Consider the following 23531-nt stretch of genomic DNA (forward strand, 5'->3'; position numbering starts at 1 on the left):
GCCCGGATTCAGGCGGAGATCGTGCAGATCCGGGCGACTGAGTCCGCCTAGTGCGGGTCGAGGCGGTTGAGCATCGCGACCGTCTGGTCGTACTCGCCGCGCACCTCGGCGTAGCGGAGGAACTTGACGTTCTCGACCTGGATCTCGGTGGCGTCGGGCTGCGACTCGATGAGGCCCATGACCTCGTCGGCGAACGCGTCGAGGGGCATCGCGAAGTCACTCTCCTCCTGGCCGGGCATGAGCGAGGTGCGGACGGCCGGCGGGACGAGCTCGACAACGCTGACGCCCGTGTCCGCCAGCTGGAGGCGGATGGACTCGCTCAGCATGTGGATAGCCGCCTTGCTCGCGTTGTAGGTCGGCGTCACCCGCAGCGGGGTGAAGGCGAGCCCGGACGAGACGGTCATGATCGTCGCGTCCGGTCGACTGCGGAGCTGCTCGATGAACGCACCGATGAGCCGGATGGGCCCGAGGACGTTCGTCGTGATGATCTCCTCAGCGGTCGCGACGAAGTCGGAACCGGTCCAGTCCTCCCCGCGCATGACGCCGGCCATCGTGATGAGCACGTTCAGCTCCGGGTGCTCCGCGATGACCTGCCTCGCCGCGGCTTCGATGCTCGCGGGGTCGGTCGTGTCGATCCGCACGGTGTGGAGGCCGGGCTCGTCGGCTGCGATCGACTCGAGGAGTTCGGTGCGTCGCCCGCCGATGATGACGGTGTTGCCGGCTGCGTGGAGGCGTCGTGCGAGAGCGAGGCCGATGCCGCTCGTCGCGCCGGGGATGAAGACGGTGTTTCCGGTGATCTGCATGCATCGAGTCTCCGTCGGTGACGTCGGCCGCACCAGGGTCCGGCGATCCATGGATCCGCGATCCCTGGATCGCCTGGCCGCGGAGGCGGATACTGGCGGGATGGATCGCCAAGCGCTCGCCGACTTCCTCCTCCGACACCGGTCGACGTTGCAGCCCGCGGACGTCGGTCTGAGCAGCGGATCCCGGCGACGGACGGCGGGGCTCCGACGCGAGGAGGTCGCGCAGCTCGCAGCGATGTCGACCGACTACTACGCGCGGCTCGAGCAGCAGCGGGGTCCACAGCCGAGCACCCAGATGCTGGGTTCACTCGCCCGCGCCCTCCGGCTGAGTGCCGAGGAACGCGACTACCTGTACCGGATCGCCGGGCACAACGCTCCGACCCGTCTCGCAGCGACCGACTATGTCGCGCCGGCACTCCTGCGCGTCCTCGACCGGCTCACCGACGCACCCGCGCTCATCCTGTCGGCACTCGGCGAGACGCTCGTCCAGAACGATCCTGCCCGGGCGCTGTTCGGTGATGCGAGCCGGTACCGGGGTCTGGAACGCAGCGCGATCTACCGCTGGTTCCTGCACCACGAGGAGCGCGAGCGATACCCCGCCGAGGACCGGGACAGGCAGAGCCGAGCGCAGGTCGCGTCGCTGCGTGCGGCCTACGGCTCCCTGGGGGCGCAGTCACCGGCGGGCGAGATCGTCGAGGCACTCTCCGGGCACAGTGAGGAGTTCCGGCGACTGTGGGCGACGCACGAGGTCGGGCGGCGCTTCGAGGACCACAAGGTGCTCATCCACCCAGAGATCGGCCCCATCGAGCTGGACTGTCAGGCCCTGTTCACCGAGGACCAGTCGCAGGCACTCCTCGTCCTCACGGCCGCGCCGCACACCGAGGCCGCAAGCAAGCTCAAGCTCCTCGCCGTCCTCGGCACCCAGACCTTCGAGGGTGCGCGGTAGCGGAGGCGCCGGCCGAGCGGTTCAGGCCGTCGGCGCTGTCCGCAGCTTCCGACGCCGGGCAGCCCCGCCGATCGCGACGCCGACGACCCCGACGATCACCGGGATGACCAGCCCGAGGACGACGACCGCGAGGAGCGCCAGGACGAAGCTCGGCATCAGGCCGCCGCCGATCAGGTCGACCACGAGCAGCGGGATGAACGCCAGCAGCACGAGCCAGGCGAGCCCCGGCTGACGCGACACCGCGAGGATGCCGACCGCGAGCCAGACACCCGCGCCCCACAGCAGGAGCCCGAGGGTGAAGCGCCAGGAGTCGTACGCCTGGTACGGCAGGAGTTGCGGACCGGGTGCGGCCAGATCCGGGTTGCCGATCACGACCAGCGAGGCGACCACGAGGCCGAGGGCGGCGAGCACGAGGGCAAAGACTCCGAAGACACGCACGGCTACCTCCTAGGGGACGACTGCTGGACACCTGCGGTCGGGTCAACCATACGGGCAGGCGCGCCGCGCTCGGTAAGGAAGATGTGCTGGACTTGCCTGATGACCACACCGCTCGAACGCGCGCTCGCCCTGCAGGCGATGCACGTCCCCGGAGACCCGCTGATCCTGCCGAACGCCTGGGACGTCGCCTCCGCCCGCGCCGTCCTGGCGTCCGGCGCCCGCGCCATCGCGACGACGAGTGCCGGGGTCGCCTGGTCACTCGGGCACCGCGACGGGAACGAGCTGACCCGCGACGTCGCACTCGATACGGTGCGACGGATCGCATCGTCGGTGTCCGTCCCGGTCACCGCGGACATCGAGGGCGGCTACGGGGAGACACCGGACGAGGTCGCCACCACGATCGCCTCCTGCATCGACGCGGGCGTCTCCGGGGTGAACCTCGAGGACTCGTTGCGCCCGATGGAGGAACAGGAACGACGGATCGCGGCAGCGCGGTCCGCCGCAGCCGACGCGGGGGTCCCGCTCTTCATCAACGCCCGCATCGACACGCATCGACTCGGCGACATCGGAAGCGACTGCTGGTTCGACGAGACGGTCACGCGAGCCGCCGCGTATGCACGGGCCGGCGCGAGCGGGATCTTCGTGCTCGGCGCCCTCCGAGCCGACACGATCGAGCGGCTCGCCGATGCGACGACCCTGCCGCTCAACGTCGCCTTCGGCCCGGGCACACTGTCGATCAGCGAGCTCGCGAGAGCCGGAGCGAGTCGTATCAGCGCGGGTTCGTCGATCGCGGAAGCCGCCTACAGCCTCGCGCAGCAGTGGGCGACGGCGATGCTCGAGGCTCCCGATGCGGCTCCCGCATCACCGCCCACGCTCGGCTGGGCCGCACTGAACCAGCTCATCCGGGACTGAACCCCCGGCGGGATCAGCGGGACACCGACCACACGCCGCGGATCGCCTCGAGCTGTCGGTCGATCGTGAAGCCGGAGACGTCCAGGACGACGTCGACCTCCGGCGGCGACGCGAGCAGGTCGTGCAGCAGATCGAACTCGGCGTCAGTCAGATACGCGGGGCGCGTCGCGGCACGTGCTCGCGCCTCCTCCACCGGGAGTGCGAGCTGGACCACGAGGCAGTCGGGGAGTTCGGAACGATAGGCCGCGAGCGCGTCGGCCGGCACGACATCCGCGATGACCACGTCGAAGCCGGCGTCACCCAGATTGCGAGCGCGCGCCGCGGCGTTCCGGACCGCGAGCAGGTGCTGTGCTCGCCCCTCAGGACCGCTCCAGAGCGTCGCGTCACCGGCGACGATCAGCTGTCGAACGTCGTCGGCATCGATGAACGCCGCTCGTTCACGCTCGTCGGCCAGGCGCCTGCCGCAGGTCGACTTCCCGACCGCAGGACCGCCCGAGAGCACCAATGGACGCTTACTCATCTGCTCGATGCGATCACCGGCCTGCGAGAAGGTCAACTCGCAAGGGTGACGCTGCGATCCCCGAAGTCGGCGACAACCCGGACCTGACCGCCCAACGCGGCGACGTACTTCCTGATGGTGTCGAGTTCGAACGACTCAAGCTGCCCGTGTTCGATGGCCGACACGCGACGCTGCGATACGCCCATCGTCTTACTGAGCTCCGTCTGCGTCAGATCAGCTTCCTTCCGCAGCGTGACCAGTTGATAAGCGAGCACTTCTGCCTCGGCGGCGTGGCGAGCGGCTGCGACGCGCTCCGGATCTCGGCCCAACTTCGCGCGCGCGCTCCCCCAACTCACTGGCTTCTCACTCATCGTCATCACCCTTCTGCCATTCACGAAATCGCTGTTCTGCGGTCTTGATCGCCGGCGGATACCAGCCTCTCCAGTCGCCGCGCCCATCACCAAGAGAATCCCACGACTCTTCGGATCGAACACGAAGAGGATCCGAACCGAATCCGCGCGAAGCTCCTCCATCTTGTGGATCGTGCTGCCTGTGATCCGATCCACGATGGGACGTCCCAGCGACGGGCCATATTCGGACAGCATGTCGATACGGGCGGTGATCTGGTCGCAGAGATCAGGATCGAGCTCGGCTCAAGCAAGGATCTGCTTCTCGACATCGGGCCAGAGTCGAATGTCCCAGGTGTGCTCCACCACGTCATTTTAGAATGCTTGAGTTCTCAAGACAACCCGATCGAGCATCCCGATCCGACGCCGCGCGATACCCTCACGGACTCGACGGGATCACCGTCGCCGTCGCGCCGTCGATCAGCAGGGCCTGATCGTCGCGGAGCGGGACCAGCGGGTAGTCGTCGGCGTACTGCTCCAGCGTCCGGCTGATGAGCTCCGGCGGGTACGGCGGCAACTGGCCGTCGGCGTGCGGGATCACCGTTCGGTCGATCAGCGCGAGCCCGGCGAGGCCGGTGAGTGTCGGGCCGTCGGCAGGGTCGTCCAGGAGCGAGGCTGGGGTGGCGTCCGGTCCGGCGATGATCGATCCGGCGCTGGCACCGATGTACGGCAGGCCCGCCCGCACGTGCCTCGTGATCACCGTGTCGTTCCCGGAGCTCCGCAACGCCTCGAGCAGGGCGAAGGTGCTTCCACTCGCGACGTAGACCGCGTCCAGGTCCGCCAGCGTGCGGTCGAGGTCGGCAGGCGCGGTCTCGCGGACGGTGACCCGGACGACCTCGTGGCCGAGGGCCTCCACCGACTCGCGCTCGGCGCGGACGAAAGGAGCCTCGGCGAACGCCACCTGCGCGTCGTCGACGTACCCGAGTCGCAGCCGACGACCCGCCGCATCGGTCGACTCGGCGAGGAACGGCGCCATGGCGCCCGGTTGGCGGGACAGCAGGAGGATCTTCACGGAGACACGCTAGAAGATACCGCCGACACGGCCGCTCCGGGCCTGTACCACCATCACCGCGAATGCGCGGGATTGGACCGGCTCCCGTGGCTGTGCTGGAGTGGACGTATGACATCACCGCAGGTCCTGGACCGGGAACAGGTCCGCGCCGCCGTGGACGTCGAGCAGCTCACCGAGGAACTCGGTGCAGCACTCCGCTCGTACACGGGCGAGGGTGCGCCGCAACGCATCCGCGTCCCGATCAACGACAACCTCACGGCCATGGTCCTCGTGCCCGGTCGCCACGAGGGCATCCCGGCCTACACGGTGAAGGTCCATGCGAAGAACCCGACCGCACGCGAGGCCGTGCACGGGACCATCCTGCTCCACCGCCTGCCCGACGGCGCCCTGTTGTCGATCATGGACAGCGGCTGGCTCACGGCACAACGAACCGCGCTCAGTGCCGCGTACGTCCACGACCACCTGACCGCAGCCGCGACACCGGGACCGGTGGCGATCATCGGAGCCGGCGTCCAAGGGGCGACCTTCGCGCGAGCCCTGCAGCGTCGACGCCCCTCGGTCGGATTCCGGATCCACGACCCGGATGCCGCCCGAGCCGAGTCACTGCGGGCCGAGCTGGGCGAGGGCTCGACGGTCACGGCGACGGTCGAGCAGGCGTTGACGACGGCTACCTCGGCGATGACCGCGACCTGGGGACGCCGGCCGGTCGCCGAAGCCGCGGCGCTCGCGGCCTGCGAGCACATCACGGTGCTCGGCATGGACGAACCCGGCAAACGCGAGCTTCCCGAGGAGACCCTGGCGGGTGCGACCCGCTACGCCGACGACCCAGCGCTCGTCGAGCCGATCCTGCAGCGACCGACCACGCCGATCAGCCTGGTGCTCCGGGGTGAGCGGATCGCCCGGTCCGCGCACGATCGCACCGTCTACCTCGCCGTCGGCCTGCCGATGCAGGACTGCGTCGCAGCCTGGCACGTGCACAACCGGGCGGGGTAGCCTGAGAGCAGTGAACCGTTCTTCCGCTCTGTGACCCAGAGGCCTTTCAGCGACACCCGTTCGCTCCTCCCACGAGGGGCGGCGATTTCGTGCGCCCGGAACGGGAGCTCCCTGCGGAGTTCCCCTGCACCCCGGCCTCCACTCGAAACCACTCCGGAAAGAACACCCACGCATGACGTCCATCGACGCTTCTTCCACCCACTCCGACGGCCGCTCGGCGCTTCGCGCGAACTGCGCTGACTGCTTCGCGCTCTGCTGCACCGCCTTCGGGTTCCAACGATCGACCGACTTCCCGATCGACAAACCAGCGGAAACGCCCTGCCTCAATCTGGCGGACGACTTCTCCTGCACCATCCACGAATCCCTGCGTCCGAGAGGATTCCGCGGGTGCACCGTCTTCGACTGCTTCGGCGCGGGCCAACTCGTCTCGCAGGAGCTCTTCGGCGGCACGAGCTGGCGGGAACGCCCCGACACGAGCGCCGAGATGTTCGCCACGTTCTCCGTGGTGCGCCAGCTGCAGGAGATGCGCTGGTACCTCGTCGGAGCCGCCGAGCGGACGACCGCGTCAGACCTGATGGCGCACATCAGCCGGCTCCGTACCGGGATCCAGCGGACGCTCGACGGTGGCACCTCCGAGGTGCTCGCCTGCGACGTCGATTCCCTCCGCGCCGAGGTCCGGCACCTGCTGATCGACGTCAGCGAGGAGGCGCGGGGAGGGTACCTGGCCTACACCGCACCGGACGACGACCTCCGCTCCTCGGCGGACCTCGCCGGCCGCGACCTGCGCGCTCGTCGACTGTGCGGAGCCGACCTGCGCGGTGCGGTCCTGATCGGCGCAGACCTCCGCGGAGCGGACCTGGCGGGCGTGGACCTGCTCGGTGCCGATCTCCGCGGTGCACGACTCGACGGGGCCGACCTCTCGGACGCCCTGTTCCTCACCCAGATGCAGCTCAACGCGGCCCGAGGTGACGAAGTGGCTCTGCTCCCCACCACCCTCGACCGACCGGGTCACTGGACTGGCCCCTTGCCCGCCTTCCCGACGGATGGGGAGTTGTCCCCGTGGGCCTCGAGCACCCATCCCCGATACCGTCGATGACATGATCCGGAAGAACCGCACCCTCGCACTCGCCGCACTCGTCTCCGCAACCGTCGGGATCGCCCTGACGGGCTGCTCGAGTCCGCAGCAGGCACCCGACGACGCCCTGGCGCTCGGCACGGGCGTGGCGGTCGAGGTCGGGACCGGCGTCGAGATGTCGTTCGCCATCGACGACGTCCGGGAGGGGAAGCTCAGCGACCTCGCCGACATGGGTGTCCAGTCGAGCCCGTCGGATGAGGGGAAGACTCCGTACTTCGTCACCTATTCGGTCACGCTGACGGACGGCGACATCAAGGACGCCGACCGATCCGCCCTCCCGGTGCCGACGACGGACGAGTGGAAGCTCAGCGGCACGGGCAGCTACCAGCCCATCAAGGTCCTGGGCCAGTTCGACTGCACCCCGGACGGCAACGCGACGGCCGGGGTGTCCCCCGACGCCCCGCTCGTCGCCTGCCAAGCCTTCCTCGGCGACAAGGACGCCCTGCCCACGGTCATCGAGGTCAAGGACCTCGGCACCTGGACGACGAAGGACTGAGCTCCCGCGACTCGAGCTGCACCTGCACCGGCGAACGGTCTTCCACCGTGCGCCGGTGCAGGGTAGTGTCTGCCGTGCGATAAGCGAACAGCCTGTTCCATTATCGAATTCTTGACGATGAAGTGAGGAATCGATGCAGTTCCACCACCACGGCTACGTCTCCGGTGATCCGCGGGTCCTGCCCGCAGCGGGTGTCGGGGTCGATCGACCCGACGAGCTTCCGGACGAGGTCGACGTCCTCATCGTGGGCAGCGGGCCGGCGGGCATGATCGCGGCCGCGCAACTGTCCCGATTCCCCTCCATCACCACGCGTATCGTCGAGCGCCGACCGGGACGCCTCGCGATCGGTCAGGCGGACGGCATCCAAGCCCGTAGCGTCGAGACCTTCGACGCCTTCGGCTTCGCCGAGCGCATCACCGCCGAGGCCTATCGCATCACCGAGATGGCGTTCTGGCAGCCCGACGCCGAGGACCCGGGTCGGATCGTCCGCGGCGCCCGACCACTCGACGACACCACCGGCGTCAGCGAGTACCCGCACCTCATCGTGAACCAGGCCCGCGTGCTCGACTACTTCGCCGAGTACATGGCGAACGCCCCGACCCGGATGCGCCCCGACTACGGGTGGGCGTTCCAGCGACTCGAGATCGACGACGATGCGGAGCACCCCGTCGCGGTCACGCTGCTGGACACGAGCGACGAGTCCTCCGGCGCGACCAGGACCGTCCGCGCGAAGTACGTCATCGGAGCCGACGGCGCCCGGAGTGCCGTCCGCCAGGCGATCGGGTGCACCTTGGCCGGTGACCAGGCGAACCACGCGTGGGGCGTCATGGACGCCCTCGCCGTCACCGATTTCCCCGACATCCGGACGAAGTGCGCCATCCAGTCGGGTTCCGGCGGCAGCATCCTGCTCATCCCCCGCGAAGGCGGGCACCTGTTCCGCATGTACGTCGATCTCGGCGAGGTGCCGTCCGGCGGAAGCGAAGCCGTGCGGTCGACCTCGATCGAGCAGATCATCGACCACGCGAACACCATCCTGAGCCCCTACCGGCTCGACGTGAAACACGTCGCCTGGCACAGCGTCTACGAGGTCGGCCATCGCCTGACGGATCGCTTCGACGACGTCCCGATCGACGAACTCGGCTCGCGCACACCGCGTGTCTTCATCACCGGCGACGCCTGCCACACCCACAGCGCGAAGGCCGGGCAGGGGATGAACGTGTCGATGCAGGACGGCTTCAACCTGGCGTGGAAGCTCGGCCACGTGCTCGAGGGTCGGAGCCCGGAGAGCCTGCTGGCGACGTATTCGGCCGAGCGTCAGGTCGTGGCCCGGGAGCTCATCGACTTCGACCGCGAGTGGTCGAGCCTCATGGCCAAGCGGCCGGAGGAGTTCGAGGACCCCTCCGAGCTCGCCGACTTCTACGTGCGGACGGCGGAGTTCCCGGCCGGCTTCATGACGGAGTACAGCCCGTCGGCGATCGTCGGCGAGGCGACCCACCAGCACCACGCGAGCGGCTTCCCGATCGGCAAGCGGTTCAAGTCCGCCCTCACCTCACGTGTCGCGGACGCGAACCACATCCATCTCGGACACCACGCGACGGCCGACGGACGCTGGCGGATCTACGTCTTCGCGGATGCCGCCTCGCCAGCGTCTGGCCGATCGGCGGAGCTCGCCGTCTGGCTGCAGGACGCACCGGAGTCACCGCTCCGCGCGGTGCCCGACGGCGTGCGGGCCGACGACTGGTTCGATGTGAAGATCGTCTACCAGCAGCGCCACACCGACATCGACCTCGGCACCGTTCCGCAGGTGTTCCTGCCGCGCGTCGGCCCCTTCGACCTCGTCGACTACGAGAAGGTCTACGCCCGCCATCCCGACGTCGACATCTTCGCCGAGCGCGGCGTCGACCGAGCGGGTGCCGTCGTCGTCGTGCGGCCGGACCAGTACGTCGCCCATGTGCTCCCGCTCACGGCCACCGCGGAGCTCGCGGCGTTCTTCGACGGCGTGATGGGACGGCAGACGACGCACTCCTGATCGTCAGGCGAGCGCGGCGTCGATGTCGGCGAGGTCCAGCACGAAACGGTACCGGACGTCGTTGCGGGCCAGGCGATCGAGCGCGACGTCCACGTCGGCTGCCGGGACCACCTCGACGTCCGCCGTCACGCCGTGGGTGCCGCAGAAGTCGAGGAGGTCCTGCGTCCACCGGCGACCACCGCTCCCGGCCGACGTCAGACGCTTCCGGCCGAGGAGCAGGTCCATGGTCTCGATGTCGATCGGGCCGAGGTAGCCGAGCGAGCAGAGCGTCCCGTCGAGGTCGAGGACATGGAGGTACGGCGCGAGATCGTGCTCCACCGAGACCGTGTCGATGACGAGGTCGAGGCTGCCAGCTGCCGCAGCCATGGCGTCGGCATCGGTCGAGACCACCACTCGGGACGCCCCGAGCCGCAGCGCGTCGGTCGCCTTGCCCTCTGACGTGGTGAAGACGGTGACTTCGGCACCGAGCGCATGACCGAGCCGGACGGCGAGGTGTCCGAGGCCGCCGAGGCCGACGACGCCGAGTCGCGTCCCCTCCCCGACGTCGTTGGTGCGGAGTGGCTCCCAGACGGTGATGCCGGCGCACATCAGGGGTGCGACGCCGGCCGGGTCGAGGGAGGTCGGGCGGTGGTAGACGAAGCTGTCGCGCACGACGTAGCGCCCGGAGTACCCGCCGAGCGTCGTACTGCCGTCGACGCGGTCACGGCCGGCGTACGTGAGCGTCGGGAACTCCACGCAGAAGTTCTCCTGGTCGCGCAGACACATCGTGCAGGTTCCGCACGAGTCCACGATGTTGCCGACAGCGACGGCGTCGCCGTGCGCGAAGGACGTCACGTCCGAACCGACGGCGACGACTTCGCCGACGAACTCATGACCGGGCACGAGTCCCGCCTCCGGACCCGCGGACGCGAGCGCGTGCAGGTCGCTGTGACAGACACCGCAGTGCGTGACGCGGACATCGACGTCGTCCGGTCGGAGCTCGCGACGTTTGATGACGGTCTGCTGGAGCGATCGAGGGGCGGCGGTGGACATGAGGGCGATTGTGCGCATGCCGTCGATACTACCTACTAGTTGGTAGCATCGATACACTCGAGCGATGAACACCGCAGAACAGACTCGTCAACGCATCCTCGACGCCGCGACCGAGGAGTTCGCCACCCACGGCATCGCCGGTGCACGGGTGGATCGAATCGCCCAGCGCTCAGGCATGAGCAAGCCGATGATCTACGCCTATTACGGCGCCAAGGACCGACTGTTCGACGCCGTCTTCGACGCGCATGTCATCGCCAACGGCGATCGCGTGCCGTTCACGGCGGCCGAGCTCCCCGAGTACGCGGCGCGACTGTACGACGACTACCTCGCCGATCCCGCGCTCGCCCGCCTCGTCATGTGGAAGCGGCTCGAGCGCGAGAGCACCGGATACCTCTACAGCGGCCTCGAGGACCATGACCTCCGCCACCTCCGGGACATCGAGGCCGAGCAGCGAGCGGGATCGATCCGCGCCGACCTCGACGCCGCCGACGTCTGGGCGCTGCTCATCTCGACCGCGGCGACATGGGCGCAGGCGTCCATGACGGTCGTCGCCACGTCCACAGACGCACCCGATGTCCACGACCGTCGGCGCTCGGCGCTGGCCGCGACGATCCGCGCCGGCCTCTGCGGTCAGTGAAGCGACGGCGCCGCCGTCACCAGCTGTCGGGCGTCTGCTGATGGTTCGTCGCGCCCGGCTTCGAGACGCGATCGCGCTGCGACCGACGTCCGCCGGCGTGCCGCGCAGCCGCGTCGCCGTACTGTTCCTGTCGGCGACGGGCGTCACGTCGCTGCCGAAGATGGTTCAGCACGAGCGCGAGCACGGACAGCACCACGAATGCGACACCGATGACGAGCGCCACGGTCCAGAACTCCATGGGCCCACCCTATGCGCCGGACGCTCCGACGACCTCTGCACCTGTCGCATCGGAGCGCAGCAGACGGATCGTCGGTCGCTCCGATCGCGAGGACGACCGCGATACGCGCAGCGCGGCGAGGATCGACAGTACGGCGAGCGTCGCGCTGGTCACCGAGGTGCCGGCCACGAGGAGGAGCACCACAGCAGCCAGCCCGAGGAGGACGGCGACCGTGATCCGGCCGCGCGAGTGCGTCGCCATCGGCGTCGGTACCGCCTCAATGCGGGCGAACACCGTCGCGACCAGCGCGGTCAGTGTCAGTGCCGCCCCCAGCCAGAGGGGTCGCCCGAGCCACCACCCGAGGCTGTCCGGCGCGGGGAGGGCGACGCCGGTCGTCAGCGCGAACACGGCGGACGCACCGGCCATGGTGAGGAGCACCGGCATGTGCCAGAGGTAGATCGTCATGGCGCGACGGGTGACGAAGTCGGTGACGAACGCGACCCGGCGATGCGCGCTCAGCCGAGTGAGTCGCTCGCGGACGAGCGACAGCAGTGCCGTGTGGGCGACGCCGACGAGAAGGAGCGCCGCGGTGGGCGGGTTGATGTTCGCGATGAGGTCACTGGAGTAGACGCCGGTCCACCAGGTGACGACGAGGACGACGACCGCCCCGACACCGGCGAGCGATCGGACACGTCGGCTGAGCGCACCGATCGAGCCGTCCGCCAGGAAGAATCCGAGTTGCTGGAGCGCGGTCCAGACGAGGACGAGGTTGATGAATCCGAGGGCGTCGACACCAGTGGCCGCACGCAGGACGTCGACCAGCACGGCCGCAGAGGTGAGCGACGCGATCGACCGGAGCGGTGCGCGCTCGTGGGCGGCGGCGAGCGCAGGCAGCAGTGCCTGGCAGAGCAGGAAGACGCCGAGGAACCAGAGTGGCTGGCCGAACCGGAAGCCGGCCATGGCGACGAGGTCGGCGGGGACACCGGCCAGGGTCAGCATCGCGAGGGCTACTCCCACGCAGCCGATGGTGACGACCGCGGGGAGCAGCAGGCGATGGAGTCGCGTGGCGACGAACGCCGAGGCCGGCGCACCGTGTGACCGGTGGCGTCGGTACGCGAGCAGGCCGGCGAATCCGCCGATGACGAAGAAGAGCGGCATGACCTGCAGAGCCCAACTGAGCGGGGCGATCCAGGCGGTGCCGTCACTCGCGTTCTCGAACACGGGACCGGTGGCGGTCACCGTCACGCCGACCATCATCGCGTGCAGGACGACGACCCCGACGATGCAGCAGGCACGCACGAGGTCGATGCCGCGGTCGCGTTCGCCCCGGGTGCGATCGAGCCCGGTGCGGACCGGTCTGGCGCGATCCGTTCCGGCGTCGATCCGTACTGCGTGGGTGATGGCCATGTCGGTCCTCCTCGGTGGTGTCCGAGGAGGTTACGAACGCGGTACCCGAGGGCACATCACCCGGCGGTGTCGTCGCGCCCCGTACCCAGGGGTGAGGTGTCGACGCGCGGCGTCCGGGTCAGGACGGGGCGACGAGTCCGGTGTCGTAGGCGAAGATCACGGCCTGCACGCGGTCGCGCGCGCCGACCTTGGCGAGCACTTTGCCGACGTGGGTCTTCACGGTCTGCTCCGCGATGAACAGGGTCGCGGCGATCTCGCTGTTCGACCGCCCCTGGCCGATGAGGACGAGCACCTCGCGCTCGCGCTCGGTGAGCTCCGCCAGCCGCGCGGCACCATGCGAGGCACGGGGCTTCTGCGCGGCGAACTGGGCGATCATCCGCCGGGTGACGCTGGGTGCCAGCAGTGCGTCGCCGGCCGCCACCACCCGGACGGCGTGCACGAGGTCCTCGGGCAGCGCGTCCTTGAGGAGGAAGCCGCTCGCCCCGGCCTGCAGCGCATCGTAGACGTAGTCGTCGATGTCGAAGGTGGTGAGCATGATGATGCGAGGCACCTTCGCCGCCGGGTAGCCCGGGCCGAGGATGCGCTTCGCCGCCTCGATGCCGTCGAGCTCGGGCATGCGGACATCCATGAGGATGACGTCGGGGTCGAGTCGCGCCGACAGCGTGACCGCTTCGGCACCGTTCGCGGCCTGCCCTGTCACCCGGATCCCGTCGTGGGCGTCGAGGAGCGCGGCGAACCCGGCTCGGACCATGGCCTGGTCGTCGGCGATGAGGACGTCGATGGTCACTGGCGTTCCTTCGTCGAGCTGGGTCGGGGGCGGGATGGCATCGAGGTCGGTTCCCCGGTGGGCAGCACGGCCGTCACGAGCCAACCGCCGACACCGTCGGGGCCGGCGTCGAGAGTGCCGTCGAGGAGGGCGGCGCGTTCGAGCATGCCGCGGAGGCCGTGTCCGGCGCCGTGCTCCCCGGGGCTCTGCGCAGGGCCGTTGTGGATGCGCAGCTGCACTGCGGTCGCGTCGACCCGGACGTCGACGACGATGGGCGCGCCCGGTGCGTGTCGGACGGCGTTGCTCATCGCCTCCTGCACGATGCGGAACGCCGCGATCTGCACGGTCGGCGGGGCGGGCAGGGCGCCCTCGTCGCCGCGGTCCATCGAGAGGGTGATGTCGGCGCCGACGCGACGCAGCCCGTCGGCGAGCGCCGGGAGGTCGTCCAAGCCCTGTTGCGGAGCGAGTTCCGCGACCTGGTCCTCGGTGCGCAGGACGCCGAGCAGACGCCGCATCTCGACGAGCGAGCCCCGAGCGGTGGCGGCGATGTCGTCGAACTCCGCTGCGGCGTCCTCGGCGAGGCCGGGCACGCGGTACTTCGCCGTCGAGGCCTGCACCTGGATCACGGACATGCTGTGCGCGACCACGTCGTGGAGCTCGCGGGCGATGCGGGTGCGCTCCTCGACGAGCACGCGCCGGGACTGCTCGGCGGCGGAGGTCTCGCGCTCACGAGTCAGCTCCTCACCCAACCGCACCCGCCCGGAGATGAGCAGAGCCACGAGGTACGCCACCCCCGCGACGGAGGACGCGACGATGAGGTCCGCGGCCATGGCGGTCGCGTCGGCGGCGGACGGGACGAGGAGTGCCGCGACGAGCGAGCCCGCGATGCCGACGAGCAACGGGATGAGTCCCAGCAGCCAGCCGTGGAGGAAGGTGACGACGCCGACGAACACGGCGAAGGCGATGAGCGCGGGCACCGACCACGGCCACGGCCAGACCGGGTCGTGGTCGGGCGAAGCGACCAGCGGGAGCACGAAGGCAGCAGCGGAGAACAGCACGATCGCGACGCGCGGGAGCACGACGGACAGGAGCGGCGCGCCGCAGACCGCGGCTCCGAGGAGGAACGACGCCGGGAGCACGGTGCCGTAGAGGAGGCTCTGGATCGGAACGAGGACGCTCAGCAGGACGACGCCGACGCCCGCGAGGACGAAGCGTCCGACGGTGCGGCGGGAGGTGCCGCGCGCCGTCCGATCCATGAGGGTCATTGTCCCATCAGCGCCAGGGCCGGCGGGTGTTCCTCGGTGTCCGACCGCGCTGGCGTCCCGTCGCTGGCCGCCTCGGACCGCTCGCGGCGACGACGACGGACGGCTGCGACCCGGTCGACGACCAGACCGAGGACGAGCGCGACGCCCACACCGAGCACGGAACTGAGGAACGGCTGGTCCTCGAAGAGCTTGCCGGCGACGACGCCGATGATCGCGCTGTAGGCGGCCCAGGTCACTCCCCCGATGACACTGAGCGGCAGGAACCGTCGCCACGGGTATCGGAGGGCACCGGCGGACATGTTGACGACGACGCGGCCGACCGGGATGTACCGCGCGCCGAGGATCAGCGGGGCGCCTCGACGCCCGAGCGTCCGCCCTGCCCGATCGAAAGCCGCCGCGATCCGGGCACGCCGCATCCACGCGAAGCGCGTCGTGCCGACCCCGCGGCCGATGAGGTAGGCGATGTTGTCGCCGATCGCCGCGCCCACGGCCGCGACGGCGCAGAGGAGCAGGAGGTTCGATCCGCCGGTCGAGACCGCGACGGCCGCCGCGGCGACGAGCACCGTCTCGCTCGGGATCGGCGGGAAGAACCCGTCTATGACGGCGGTCGCGAACATCACCACGTACAGCCACGGTGAGGTCACTGCGTTGAGGATGAGCTGGTTGATGACGTCCATGCTCCGACGCTACGAAGCGGACGGCGCCGCAGCATCACCCTGGGGTATCGCGGACCCCCTACCCCGGTGGTGTTCTGCGGCGCCGTCAGTGCCGTTCCCCCTCGGTGCCGGTCCTAGTCGACGACGGCCGGGACCGTCGGTTCGGCGTGCCCACGCGGGGCGAGCGCCTCGTGCGTGCTGATCTCGTAGGCGTTCTCGGCGTGGAGGACGACGTCGAGGCCCTGCGCCTCCGTCTCGGCCGGGACACGGATGCCCATCGTCTTGTCGAGCACCTTCGCGAGCACCCAGGTGATGGAGAAGGTGTAGACGAAGACGGCGACGATCGCGAGCGCCTGCTTGCCCAGGAGCAGGAAGCCACCGCCCGCGAGGAGCCCCTCTCCACCGCTCGGCGCGAGCGGCACGGCGAGGACACCGATGAGGAGGCCGCCGACGACACCGCCGACGAAGTGCAGCGCGGTGACGTCGAGGGCGTCGTCGAAGCCGAGGCGGACCTTGAGACTGACCGCGAAGTAGCAGACGACCGCCGCGGCGGCACCGATCGCGAGGGAGCCGAGCGGGGTGACCGCACCGCAGGAGGGCGTGATGGCGACGAGTGCGGCGATCGCGCCCGAGCAGGCACCGAGGGTGGTGGGGTGACCGTCGCGCAGCTTCTCGACGACGAGCCAGACGATGACGCCCGCGCAGGTCGCGGCGACGGTGTTGAACACGGCGACGGCGGCGTTGTTGTCGGCGGCACCGAGGGCGCTGCCGTCGAAGCCGATCCAGCCGACGAAGAGCAGGCCGGCGCCGAGGAGTGTGAGCGGGAGGCTGTGCGCCTTGGGCTGCGACGGGAAGCCGTTCCGCTTGCCCAGGACGATGGCGAGGGCGAGCGCGGCGACCCCGGAGTTGACGTGGATCGCGGTGCTGCCGGCGTAGTCGATCGAGCCGATCGTGTTGGCCAGCCACCCGCCCTGCACGCTGCCGTCAGCGGAGTCGAAGGCGAAGACCCAGTGCGCGACCGGGAAGTAGACGAGCGTCGACCAGACACCGGCGAAGACCATCCACGCGCTGAACTTGATCCGCCCGGCGGCCGCTCCGGCGACGATGCCGATCGTGAGACCGGCGAACATCAGGTGGAGTGCGGCGAGCGCCAGCGGCGGCAGCGCGCTCCCCTCAGGGGCGACGAGCAACTGACCGAGGCCCGGGTACTCGGTGGGGTCGCCGACGAGCCCGAGGCCGCCGAGGCTGTCGCCGAAGACCATCGAGTAGCCGAACGCGACCCAGAGGATCCCGACGAGACAGAACGACGCGAAGATCATCATCATCATGTTCATGGTGATGCGACGACTGACCATGCCGCCATAGAACATCGCCAGGCCGGGCAGCATGAGCGCCACGGCCACCACCGCCGTCAGGAGCCATGCCGTGTTGCCCGCGATTGCAGCCGTGTCCATCCGGACCTCCAGGGTTCGCGCGGGATCCGAAACGGACGACCGCATTTTCAATAGGTCATCTAATTGTCGTGACGGTCGGTTTCAATGCAGTATCGAATCCGTTTCGTGTTCGTTACGTCGCGTCTCCATAGACTTCCGAACACATTCCGAATACCATGAGTGGATGAGCGCTTCGACCTACCTCCCGACACTCAGCCGCCGTTCTTCCGATCTGAGCAAGCACTCGGCCGAGGTCTTCGCCGAGGCCGACGATCACCCAGTCACGGTGACCCGACGTGACGGCGAGCCACTGGTCCTCATGTCACAGCGTGAGGCCGAAGCCCGCGCGCACCTCCTGGACTTCGCTGCACAGCTCATCACCGTGACCCTCGACGACACCGGCACACTCGCTGAGCGGATGTCCCGGGCGTTCCCCTGGATGCTCGCGCTCTCGAACGCGGACCGGGCTACGTGCGCGCAAGACCTGGTCGACGCAGCCCGCGCGTCGATCGCGACCGATCAGCCGCACCTGGCGATCACCCGGCTGACCTCCTGGAAGGAGACGGCCACGGCCTTGGCTGCGGGCCTCGGCGCGGTCGATCTCGTGTGGCTCGAGACCGACGAGGTCGGGCCGGTGGAGCGCCCCTGACCGTGGCGGCATCCAAGAGAGGAGCGCTGGTTCCGCGCCCGCCGAAGAAGATCCAGTACGAGATACGCTTCGCGACCGCCGAGGCCAGCCGCGGGTGGCAAGACCTCGTCGCCACCATTCGGAACTCCATGGCCGACACCTGGGACTTCCTCACCTCGACACCGTTGGACACCACGCTCACGAATTACCGACTCATGGGCGATCTCGGCGTCATCACCCGAGCTGGGCAGACGCACGAACGCTGGCAGCACAAGCCGACCGCGAAGGGGACGGCGCGTATCTGATACTACGTTGACGGATGCACCGTCTATCTGGAGCAGGTGCACACGAGCCACCCGAACGAGACGAAGTAGCGGCTCACTCCCCGGCGAGGTCGAGGTGGAGCGCAGCCCGCTCGACGTCGGCGAGCGCTGCGCGGTCGACCAACAGGCTGTGGAGGGTGGCGGAGGCGGTGCGCCGCGCGAAGGCCCTGATGCGGTCCGCCTCGCTCGCACCCTCGGCGGCCTCGACCGGCGGGTACTGGGCGGCGATGTCGCCGGAGCCATAGCGGAAGGCCTTCTGCATGCCCTCGTTGGCGTGGAGCGCGGCGGCCGCAGCCCACTCCGGGGTCTCGCTGCCGCCGAGGACGAGGGCCCCCTGCTCGACGCCGTCTCGGATGAGTCCGGCGATGAACGTGAACAGCGTGCGGTAGTCGTCCCAGAACGACGCGAGGTCGTCGGGATGCTCCGCCGCGAGCCGCTCGATCTCGTTGTAGTCGAAGGGCGCCTCGCAGATCGCGACACCGTCCTCGTAGAGGACGCGGTAGAGCTTCGCGGGGACGTCGGCCTCGATCGGACCGAGGGCCTCCGCGGCGCCGACCGACTGGCGGTTCGAGGCGGCGGTCGCCCGCAGCACCTCGCGCTTGTTCGCGAACCAGTAGTAGAGCGAGGACTGCTTCATCCCGCACGCCTCGGCCAGCATCGTCATGCTCGTGCGCTCGTACCCGCGCTCCGCGAACAGCCTGGTCGCGACCTGGATGATCTCCTCACGAGGATCCTCAGCGGCGACCCCGCTGGCGCGGGGACGACCGGGCGATGCTCCTGTGCGGCCGGCCATCGATCACCACTCCCTGCTCGCGGACACCTCCGCCAATCCTACGGGCGGGCACAGCGCCTCAGCCCTCGGCCAGCAGCTCCCGCATGGCCGCCTCGATCACGGCCGTCTCGGCGGCACGCACGCCAGGCCGCCCAGCCACGTGTCCGAGGTCGGACTCGATCACCCGCACCTCGCTCCGACGCATCATCGCCGACTCCAGGACGTTGTCCTCGACGGTGAAGTAGAGGTCGGTCGACGACGGCATGACGATGCTCCGCGCGCGCACTCGCCCGAGCGCCGCAGCCAACCCGCCCTCGACCCCCTGCCCGGGATCCGCCCGCTGCCAGGTGCGCAGCATCGCGAGCAGGTCGTTCGCGTCCCACCGCTCGTGGTCGGCCGCCCAGTCCTCGAGGAGGTCTGCGACGTCGGTGTACCCGAGCTCGCGGTAGGTGCCATCCCGGAAGAACGCCTGCGAGTAGGCCCACCCCGCATAGACCGTCCCGAATGCGCGGAGTCCGGCCCGTGGCGGTGTCGTGTAGCGGCCGCCGTCGAAGACCGGATCCGCCCGGAGCGCCGCCTCGACACCCGCCAGGAAGACGGCGTTGTGGGGCGAACACCGCGCGGCACCGGCGACAGGGAGGAATGCCTCAACGAGCTCCGGGTACCGCACCGCCCACTCGTACGACTGCAGCGCGCCCATCGACCAGCCGGCGATCAGCCGCCAGCGGCGGACACCGAGGTGTTCGGCGAGCTGCCGTTGCGCACGGACGTCATCGCCGATCGAGACCTCGGGGAACGCCGGACCGCGCACCTCCTCAGCCGCGTTCGACGGCGACGTCGAGACGCCGTTGCCGAACAGGTTGACCGAGACGATGAACCAGCGGGCCGGGTCGAGCGCGCGGCCCGGCCCGATCCACGGCTCGTAGCTCGCGTGCGTCCCGGTGTAGTAGCTCGGGAGCAGGACGGCGTTGTCACCGTCGGCGTTCAGCGCGCCCTGCGTCGTGTACGCGAGTCGCGCCTCCGGGAGGTCCGCGCCGGACTCCAGCGCGAACCTCCCGAGGTCGAGGACCTGGTGCATCGGGATCAGAAGAACTTCAGGTAGCGGGCGGTCTCCCAGTCCGACACGTGCGCCTGGTACTCGTTCCACTCCTGGCGCTTGTAGTCGATGAACGCGTCGTACATCGCCTCGCCGAACACGGCACGCGACAGCGAGTCGGTGGCGAATTCGTCGACCGCCTCACCGAGGCTGCGCGGCAGCATGCCGATGCCGAGCTGCGCGACCTGCGCCTCGGTGTAGTCGTACATGTTCTCGGTGTGCGGCGCTCCCGGGTCGAGGTCCTCACGGATGCCCTCGAGGCCCGCGGCGAGGATGAGCGCCGCCCCGAGGTACGGGTTGCAGCTGATGTCCGCGGCCCGGCACTCCACCCGCCCACCCTGGAGCGGCACGCGCAGCATGTTGGTCCGGTTGTTGTTGCCGTAGCTCACGAAGACCGGAGCCCAGGTGGAGCCCGACATGCTCCCCTGACGCACGAGCCGCTTGTAGCTGTTGACCGTCGGCGCGATGACCGCCGAGAGCGCGGGCGCGTGCTTGAGGACACCGGCGATGAACTTGTAGCCGAGCTCCGAGATGCCGCAACCACGTGGGTCGTCGTCGGTCTCGAACAGGTTCTCGCCGGTCTCGATGTCGGCGAGCGACATGTTGAAGTGCGCACCCGACCCGCTTCGGTCGGCGAAGGGCTTCGGCATGAAGGTCGCGAAGTAACCGTGCTTGCGGACGATCTCGTTGGCCATGAGCCGGAAGAAGACGGCGCGGTCGGCCATGGTGAGCGCGTCGGAGTAGTTGAAGTCGATCTCGAACTGCCCCGGGGCGTCCTCGTGGTCGAACGAGTACACACCCCAGCCCATCTCGGTCATCGCCTCGACCAGCTCAGTGAGCCAATCGAGGTTGTCGAGCGCGGCGGTCGCCGTGTAGCAGGGCTTCGCGAGGTCGTCGCGGTCGCTGACCTCGGTCACACCCTCCGGGGTGTCCTTGAGGACGAAGAACTCGGTCTCGATCCCGAGGTTGAAGGTGAAGCCCATCTCGGCCGCGGCATCGAGCTGGCGCTTGAGGATGTTGCGCGACGCCGCCTCGAACGGCTCGCCCTTCGTGTAGAGGTCGCTCGCGAAGAAGGCGACGTCCTTCCGCCACGGCAACTGCACGGCGCTGTCGAGGTCGGGACGGGCGGAGAGCTCCTCGTCACTGATCGCCTGCGGGAGGCCGTCGAGCGCAGCCCCCGTGAAGAGCTCCGATCCCCCGGCCATGCGCTCGAGGTGGGACAGCGGGACGAACTTGGTCTTGATGCTGCCGTGCATGTCCACGAAGCTCGCCATCGCGTACTTGACGCCGGCCTCCTGCAGGCGGGCGCGGACGGACTCCACGGTGGTAACGGTCTCGACGACGGTCATGGGATGCTCCTCCGGTAGCGTCGCTGCCCTCGCCGCGACTCATTTCGATACTGTATTGAAAGTATGCGCGGATGGAGTTTCGATGCAGTGTCGAAAGTGTTTCGAGGGTGTGAACGCTGTGCCGAGGTGCACTGGAACACAGAACCGGCGCCCGCCGCGAGTGCGACGGACGCCGGTTCCGAGCGTCGTGATTACGGGACGATGACCGCACGCCCGCGGATCGTTCCCGCGTGCAGGTCCTCGTAGGCCTTCGGGGCGTCGGCGAGCGAGTACGGCTGCGCCTCGACGTCGACCTTGCCCGCCTTCGCGAGCTCGAAGACTTCGATGAGCTCGCTCCGCGAACCCCAGTACGGCACGCGCACGGCGGCGTCGTAGGCGATCGACCCGAAGCCGACGGTCGCCGAACCGCCGCCGATGCCCACGATCGTCACGTCGGCCTCCATGGCGGCGACCGCGGTGGCCGTGGCGATCGTCGGGTTGGCACCGACGAAGTCGAACACGGCGTCGACCCCGACGCCGCCGGTCAGCTCGCGGATCTTGCCCGCGGCCGACTCGTCGCTGATGAGCGTGACGTCGGCACCGACGTGCTTGGCCAGCTCGAGCTTCTCGTCGCTCACGTCGAGGACGATGACCGTCGCACCGGAGAGCGCCTTGAGCATCTGGATGCCGACGTGACCGAGGCCACCGGATCCGATGACGACGGCGAAAGTGCCGGCACCGAGCTTCGGCAGGCTGCGCTTGATCGCGTGGTACGGCGTGAGGCCCGCGTCGGTGAGTGACACGTTCTTCACGGGGTCGAGGTCGCCGATCGGCACCAGGTGACGCACAGCGTCGACGATCATGTACTCGGCCATCGAGCCCTGGCTGCCGAGCCCGGGAGGACGGATCCCCTCGGCGACGGCGTTCGTGCAGTAGTTCTCCTTGCCCTGCGAACAGTTCAGGCAGTGGCCGCAGCCCCACGGCCCGTAGACGGCGACCGCGTCACCGATCTGCAGGCCCGTCTCGACACCCTCACCGAACGACTCGATGACACCGGCACCCTCGTGTCCGAGCGTGAGCGACAGCGGGTACTGCTGCGCGAGGTAGTCCTCCTCGGGGAGGCTCATGACGTAGTCGTCGGAGTGGCAGACACCGGCGGCGGTGACCTTCAGCAGGATCTCACCCGGCCCCGGTGTCGGCTTCTCGATCTCGACGACCTCGGGGGCCGAGCCGATCTTCGTGTACCGCAGTGCCTTCATGGTGAGACATCCTCCTCGAGCGTCGGAACCGCACGCCGCAGTCGCTCACTAAGCGACGTGTGTCAGATAAGTCTGACCGTTCCAGTATGCGCCTCGATCCGTCGGCCGGCACCCCGTTGACAGCGCCGAATGACGAGCCGACGGCAGGCCCCCGAGCGAGCTCAGGCGCGGTCGTGGAGGGTCAGCTGGTAGCCGTCCGGGTCGGCGAAGGTGAAGGTGCGACCGAACGGGCCGTCGATCGGCGCCGAGACGATCGTGTGCCCGTCGGCGACGAGGGCGTCGTGGATCTCCTGGACGTCCGTGGCGTGCAGCCAGATCGCCGCGCCGATCCCAGGCTGGGGCGCGGAGGCGAGATCGGTTCCGGGGACGATGTCGCGCAGGGCGAAGGCGGTCGGCGTCGTCTCGAAGACGACCGCGTGCGGCGGGCCGGCCTGCGAGCGGACGAGGCCGAGGTACTGCTCGTAGAAGGCCTGCGAGGCGTCGAGGTCGGCGACCTGGAGGGAGATGAAGTCCGGTCCGGTGACGGGCATGATGTGCATCCAATCGTATTGTGTCAGTTATCTGACACGCATCACTCTATGTCAGAATACTGACATGGGTCAAGATCGGATCGAACTGGACACGTCGCTCGGCTACCTCCTGAAGGAGGCGGCGAGCGCGCTCCGCTCGGCGATGGAGGCGGTCTTGCGGCCACTCGGCATGACGATCACGCACTACTCCTGCCTCGAACTCCTCGCCCAGCGACCTGGGCTGTCGAACTCCGAGCTCGCCCGCGGGGCCTTCGTGACCCGCCAGTCGATGAACGTCCTCTTGCAGGCCCTCGAGCGCGACGGCTTCGTCAGCCGCCCCGAACAGGCCCCCGTCGGCAAGGCGCTACCGACGCGACTCACCCCGCTCGGCCGCGAGCAGCTCGCGCAGGCGTCCGCCGCCGTGCGATCGGTCGAAGTCCGGATGCTGAGTGGCATGACCCCCGATCAGCAGCGGGAGGCGCTCGTCGTCCTGCGCAGCATGATCCGATCACTTCGCGACGACGAGGACTGAG

General features: G+C 69.2%; 27 protein-coding genes. 10 read left to right on the forward strand and 17 right to left on the reverse strand.

Features of this window, described 5'->3' with window-relative positions:
• Nucleotides 1-47: 47 nt before the first annotated feature.
• Nucleotides 48-803 (reverse strand): SDR family NAD(P)-dependent oxidoreductase, encoded by a 756-nt coding sequence (locus RWN05_RS01340; RefSeq protein WP_314138003.1) that lies wholly within the window; start codon nucleotides 801-803, stop codon nucleotides 48-50.
• 100 nt (nucleotides 804-903) lie between these two features.
• On the opposite strand from RWN05_RS01340, the gene RWN05_RS01345 reads away from it, so the two are divergent.
• Nucleotides 904-1749, forward strand: a complete 846-nt coding sequence (locus RWN05_RS01345; RefSeq protein WP_314138004.1) for a helix-turn-helix transcriptional regulator — start codon at nucleotides 904-906, stop codon at nucleotides 1747-1749.
• Nucleotides 1750-1770: 21 nt separating this feature from the next.
• On the opposite strand, the gene RWN05_RS01350 is transcribed toward RWN05_RS01345, so the two are convergent.
• On the reverse strand, nucleotides 1771-2187 hold the full coding sequence (locus tag RWN05_RS01350) for a hypothetical protein (protein ID WP_314138005.1): 417 nt from the start codon (nucleotides 2185-2187) through the stop codon (nucleotides 1771-1773).
• Between the two features lie 99 nt (nucleotides 2188-2286).
• Between RWN05_RS01350 and RWN05_RS01355 the strand changes: the two genes are divergently transcribed.
• A complete protein-coding gene (locus RWN05_RS01355) occupies nucleotides 2287-3099 on the forward strand; it encodes an isocitrate lyase/phosphoenolpyruvate mutase family protein (protein ID WP_314138006.1) in 813 nt (270 codons plus the stop codon).
• 13 nt (nucleotides 3100-3112) lie between these two features.
• On the opposite strand, the gene RWN05_RS01360 is transcribed toward RWN05_RS01355, so the two are convergent.
• From RWN05_RS01360 to RWN05_RS01370, 3 genes are all read right to left on the reverse strand, one after another.
• On the reverse strand, nucleotides 3113-3655 hold the full coding sequence (locus tag RWN05_RS01360) for a hypothetical protein (protein ID WP_314138007.1): 543 nt from the start codon (nucleotides 3653-3655) through the stop codon (nucleotides 3113-3115).
• Nucleotides 3652-4203: a helix-turn-helix domain-containing protein gene (locus tag RWN05_RS01365; protein ID WP_314138008.1), complete on the reverse strand. Its 552-nt coding sequence runs from the start codon at nucleotides 4201-4203 to the stop codon at nucleotides 3652-3654. Before RWN05_RS01365 ends, RWN05_RS01360 begins: the two co-directional genes overlap by 4 nt.
• Nucleotides 4204-4384: 181 nt before the next feature.
• Nucleotides 4385-5017: a Type 1 glutamine amidotransferase-like domain-containing protein gene (locus RWN05_RS01370; RefSeq protein ID WP_314138009.1), complete on the reverse strand. Its 633-nt coding sequence runs from the start codon at nucleotides 5015-5017 to the stop codon at nucleotides 4385-4387.
• Between the two features lie 108 nt (nucleotides 5018-5125).
• Here RWN05_RS01370 and RWN05_RS01375 point away from each other — a divergent pair, with 108 nt between their 5' ends.
• From RWN05_RS01375 to RWN05_RS01390, 4 genes are all read left to right on the forward strand, one after another.
• On the forward strand, nucleotides 5126-6010 hold the full coding sequence (locus RWN05_RS01375) for a hypothetical protein (protein ID WP_079000780.1): 885 nt from the start codon (nucleotides 5126-5128) through the stop codon (nucleotides 6008-6010).
• Nucleotides 6011-6182: 172 nt separating this feature from the next.
• Nucleotides 6183-7106, forward strand: a complete 924-nt coding sequence (locus tag RWN05_RS01380; protein ID WP_314138010.1) for a pentapeptide repeat-containing protein — start codon at nucleotides 6183-6185, stop codon at nucleotides 7104-7106.
• Between the two features lies 1 nt (nucleotide 7107).
• Nucleotides 7108-7641, forward strand: coding sequence for a hypothetical protein (locus RWN05_RS01385; RefSeq protein ID WP_314138011.1), 534 nt, complete (start codon nucleotides 7108-7110; stop codon nucleotides 7639-7641).
• A gap of 133 nt (nucleotides 7642-7774) precedes the next feature.
• Complete coding sequence (locus RWN05_RS01390) at nucleotides 7775-9670, forward strand: FAD-binding monooxygenase (RefSeq protein WP_314138012.1); 1896 nt, start codon at nucleotides 7775-7777, stop codon at nucleotides 9668-9670.
• Nucleotides 9671-9673: 3 nt separating this feature from the next.
• On the opposite strand, the gene RWN05_RS01395 is transcribed toward RWN05_RS01390, so the two are convergent.
• The gene (locus RWN05_RS01395) at nucleotides 9674-10720 is read right to left on the reverse strand and encodes an NAD(P)-dependent alcohol dehydrogenase (protein ID WP_314138014.1); all 1047 of its coding nucleotides are present in this window, start codon (nucleotides 10718-10720) and stop codon (nucleotides 9674-9676) included.
• Between the two features lie 46 nt (nucleotides 10721-10766).
• Between RWN05_RS01395 and RWN05_RS01400 the strand changes: the two genes are divergently transcribed.
• On the forward strand, nucleotides 10767-11339 hold the full coding sequence (locus RWN05_RS01400) for a TetR family transcriptional regulator (RefSeq protein WP_079000770.1): 573 nt from the start codon (nucleotides 10767-10769) through the stop codon (nucleotides 11337-11339).
• Nucleotides 11340-11355: 16 nt separating this feature from the next.
• Here the strand turns inward: RWN05_RS01400 and RWN05_RS01405 are convergent, their stop codons facing one another.
• The 6 genes from RWN05_RS01405 to RWN05_RS01430 form a co-directional block, all read right to left on the reverse strand.
• Nucleotides 11356-11577 carry a hypothetical protein gene (locus RWN05_RS01405; RefSeq protein WP_079000769.1) on the reverse strand — a complete coding sequence of 74 codons (222 nt, stop codon included), beginning with the start codon at nucleotides 11575-11577 and terminating at the stop codon, nucleotides 11356-11358.
• Nucleotides 11578-11586: 9 nt separating this feature from the next.
• Entirely contained in the window at nucleotides 11587-12963 is a 1377-nt protein-coding gene (locus RWN05_RS01410) for an acyltransferase (protein WP_314138015.1), read from the reverse strand.
• Nucleotides 12964-13081: 118 nt separating this feature from the next.
• Nucleotides 13082-13750 (reverse strand): response regulator transcription factor, encoded by a 669-nt coding sequence (locus RWN05_RS01415; RefSeq protein ID WP_064295829.1) that lies wholly within the window; start codon nucleotides 13748-13750, stop codon nucleotides 13082-13084.
• Complete coding sequence (locus tag RWN05_RS01420; RefSeq protein ID WP_240555633.1) at nucleotides 13747-14985, reverse strand: sensor histidine kinase; 1239 nt, start codon at nucleotides 14983-14985, stop codon at nucleotides 13747-13749. The genes RWN05_RS01415 and RWN05_RS01420 overlap by 4 nt, the downstream gene beginning before the upstream one ends.
• Nucleotides 14986-14990: 5 nt before the next feature.
• Nucleotides 14991-15671, reverse strand: a complete 681-nt coding sequence (locus RWN05_RS01425) for a VTT domain-containing protein (protein ID WP_314138017.1) — start codon at nucleotides 15669-15671, stop codon at nucleotides 14991-14993.
• 113 nt (nucleotides 15672-15784) lie between these two features.
• Complete coding sequence (locus RWN05_RS01430) at nucleotides 15785-17104, reverse strand: ammonium transporter (protein WP_314138018.1); 1320 nt, start codon at nucleotides 17102-17104, stop codon at nucleotides 15785-15787.
• Between the two features lie 163 nt (nucleotides 17105-17267).
• On the opposite strand from RWN05_RS01430, the gene RWN05_RS01435 reads away from it, so the two are divergent.
• Nucleotides 17268-17732, forward strand: coding sequence for a type II toxin-antitoxin system Phd/YefM family antitoxin (locus RWN05_RS01435; protein WP_064295825.1), 465 nt, complete (start codon nucleotides 17268-17270; stop codon nucleotides 17730-17732).
• A gap of 2 nt (nucleotides 17733-17734) precedes the next feature.
• The gene (locus RWN05_RS01440; RefSeq protein WP_314138020.1) at nucleotides 17735-18016 is read left to right on the forward strand and encodes a hypothetical protein; all 282 of its coding nucleotides are present in this window, start codon (nucleotides 17735-17737) and stop codon (nucleotides 18014-18016) included.
• 73 nt (nucleotides 18017-18089) lie between these two features.
• Here the strand turns inward: RWN05_RS01440 and RWN05_RS01445 are convergent, their stop codons facing one another.
• The 5 genes from RWN05_RS01445 to RWN05_RS01465 form a co-directional block, all read right to left on the reverse strand.
• Nucleotides 18090-18827, reverse strand: a complete 738-nt coding sequence (locus RWN05_RS01445; RefSeq protein ID WP_314138021.1) for a helix-turn-helix domain-containing protein — start codon at nucleotides 18825-18827, stop codon at nucleotides 18090-18092.
• 58 nt (nucleotides 18828-18885) lie between these two features.
• A complete protein-coding gene (locus RWN05_RS01450) occupies nucleotides 18886-19884 on the reverse strand; it encodes an alpha/beta fold hydrolase (protein ID WP_314138023.1) in 999 nt (332 codons plus the stop codon).
• 5 nt (nucleotides 19885-19889) lie between these two features.
• On the reverse strand, nucleotides 19890-21251 hold the full coding sequence (gene glnT / locus RWN05_RS01455) for a type III glutamate--ammonia ligase (RefSeq protein WP_064295821.1): 1362 nt from the start codon (nucleotides 21249-21251) through the stop codon (nucleotides 19890-19892).
• A gap of 191 nt (nucleotides 21252-21442) precedes the next feature.
• Nucleotides 21443-22489 (reverse strand): NAD(P)-dependent alcohol dehydrogenase, encoded by a 1047-nt coding sequence (locus RWN05_RS01460; RefSeq protein ID WP_314138025.1) that lies wholly within the window; start codon nucleotides 22487-22489, stop codon nucleotides 21443-21445.
• Between the two features lie 161 nt (nucleotides 22490-22650).
• The gene (locus RWN05_RS01465) at nucleotides 22651-23019 is read right to left on the reverse strand and encodes a VOC family protein (protein WP_079003789.1); all 369 of its coding nucleotides are present in this window, start codon (nucleotides 23017-23019) and stop codon (nucleotides 22651-22653) included.
• Between the two features lie 64 nt (nucleotides 23020-23083).
• On the opposite strand from RWN05_RS01465, the gene RWN05_RS01470 reads away from it, so the two are divergent.
• Nucleotides 23084-23530, forward strand: a complete 447-nt coding sequence (locus RWN05_RS01470) for a MarR family winged helix-turn-helix transcriptional regulator (RefSeq protein WP_071261399.1) — start codon at nucleotides 23084-23086, stop codon at nucleotides 23528-23530.
• The last annotated feature ends 1 nt before the right edge of the window (nucleotide 23531 follow it).

Source organism: uncultured Plantibacter sp. (assembly GCF_963518075.1).
In the GTDB taxonomy this organism is placed as follows: Bacteria; Actinomycetota; Actinomycetes; order Actinomycetales; family Microbacteriaceae; genus Plantibacter; species Plantibacter flavus_A.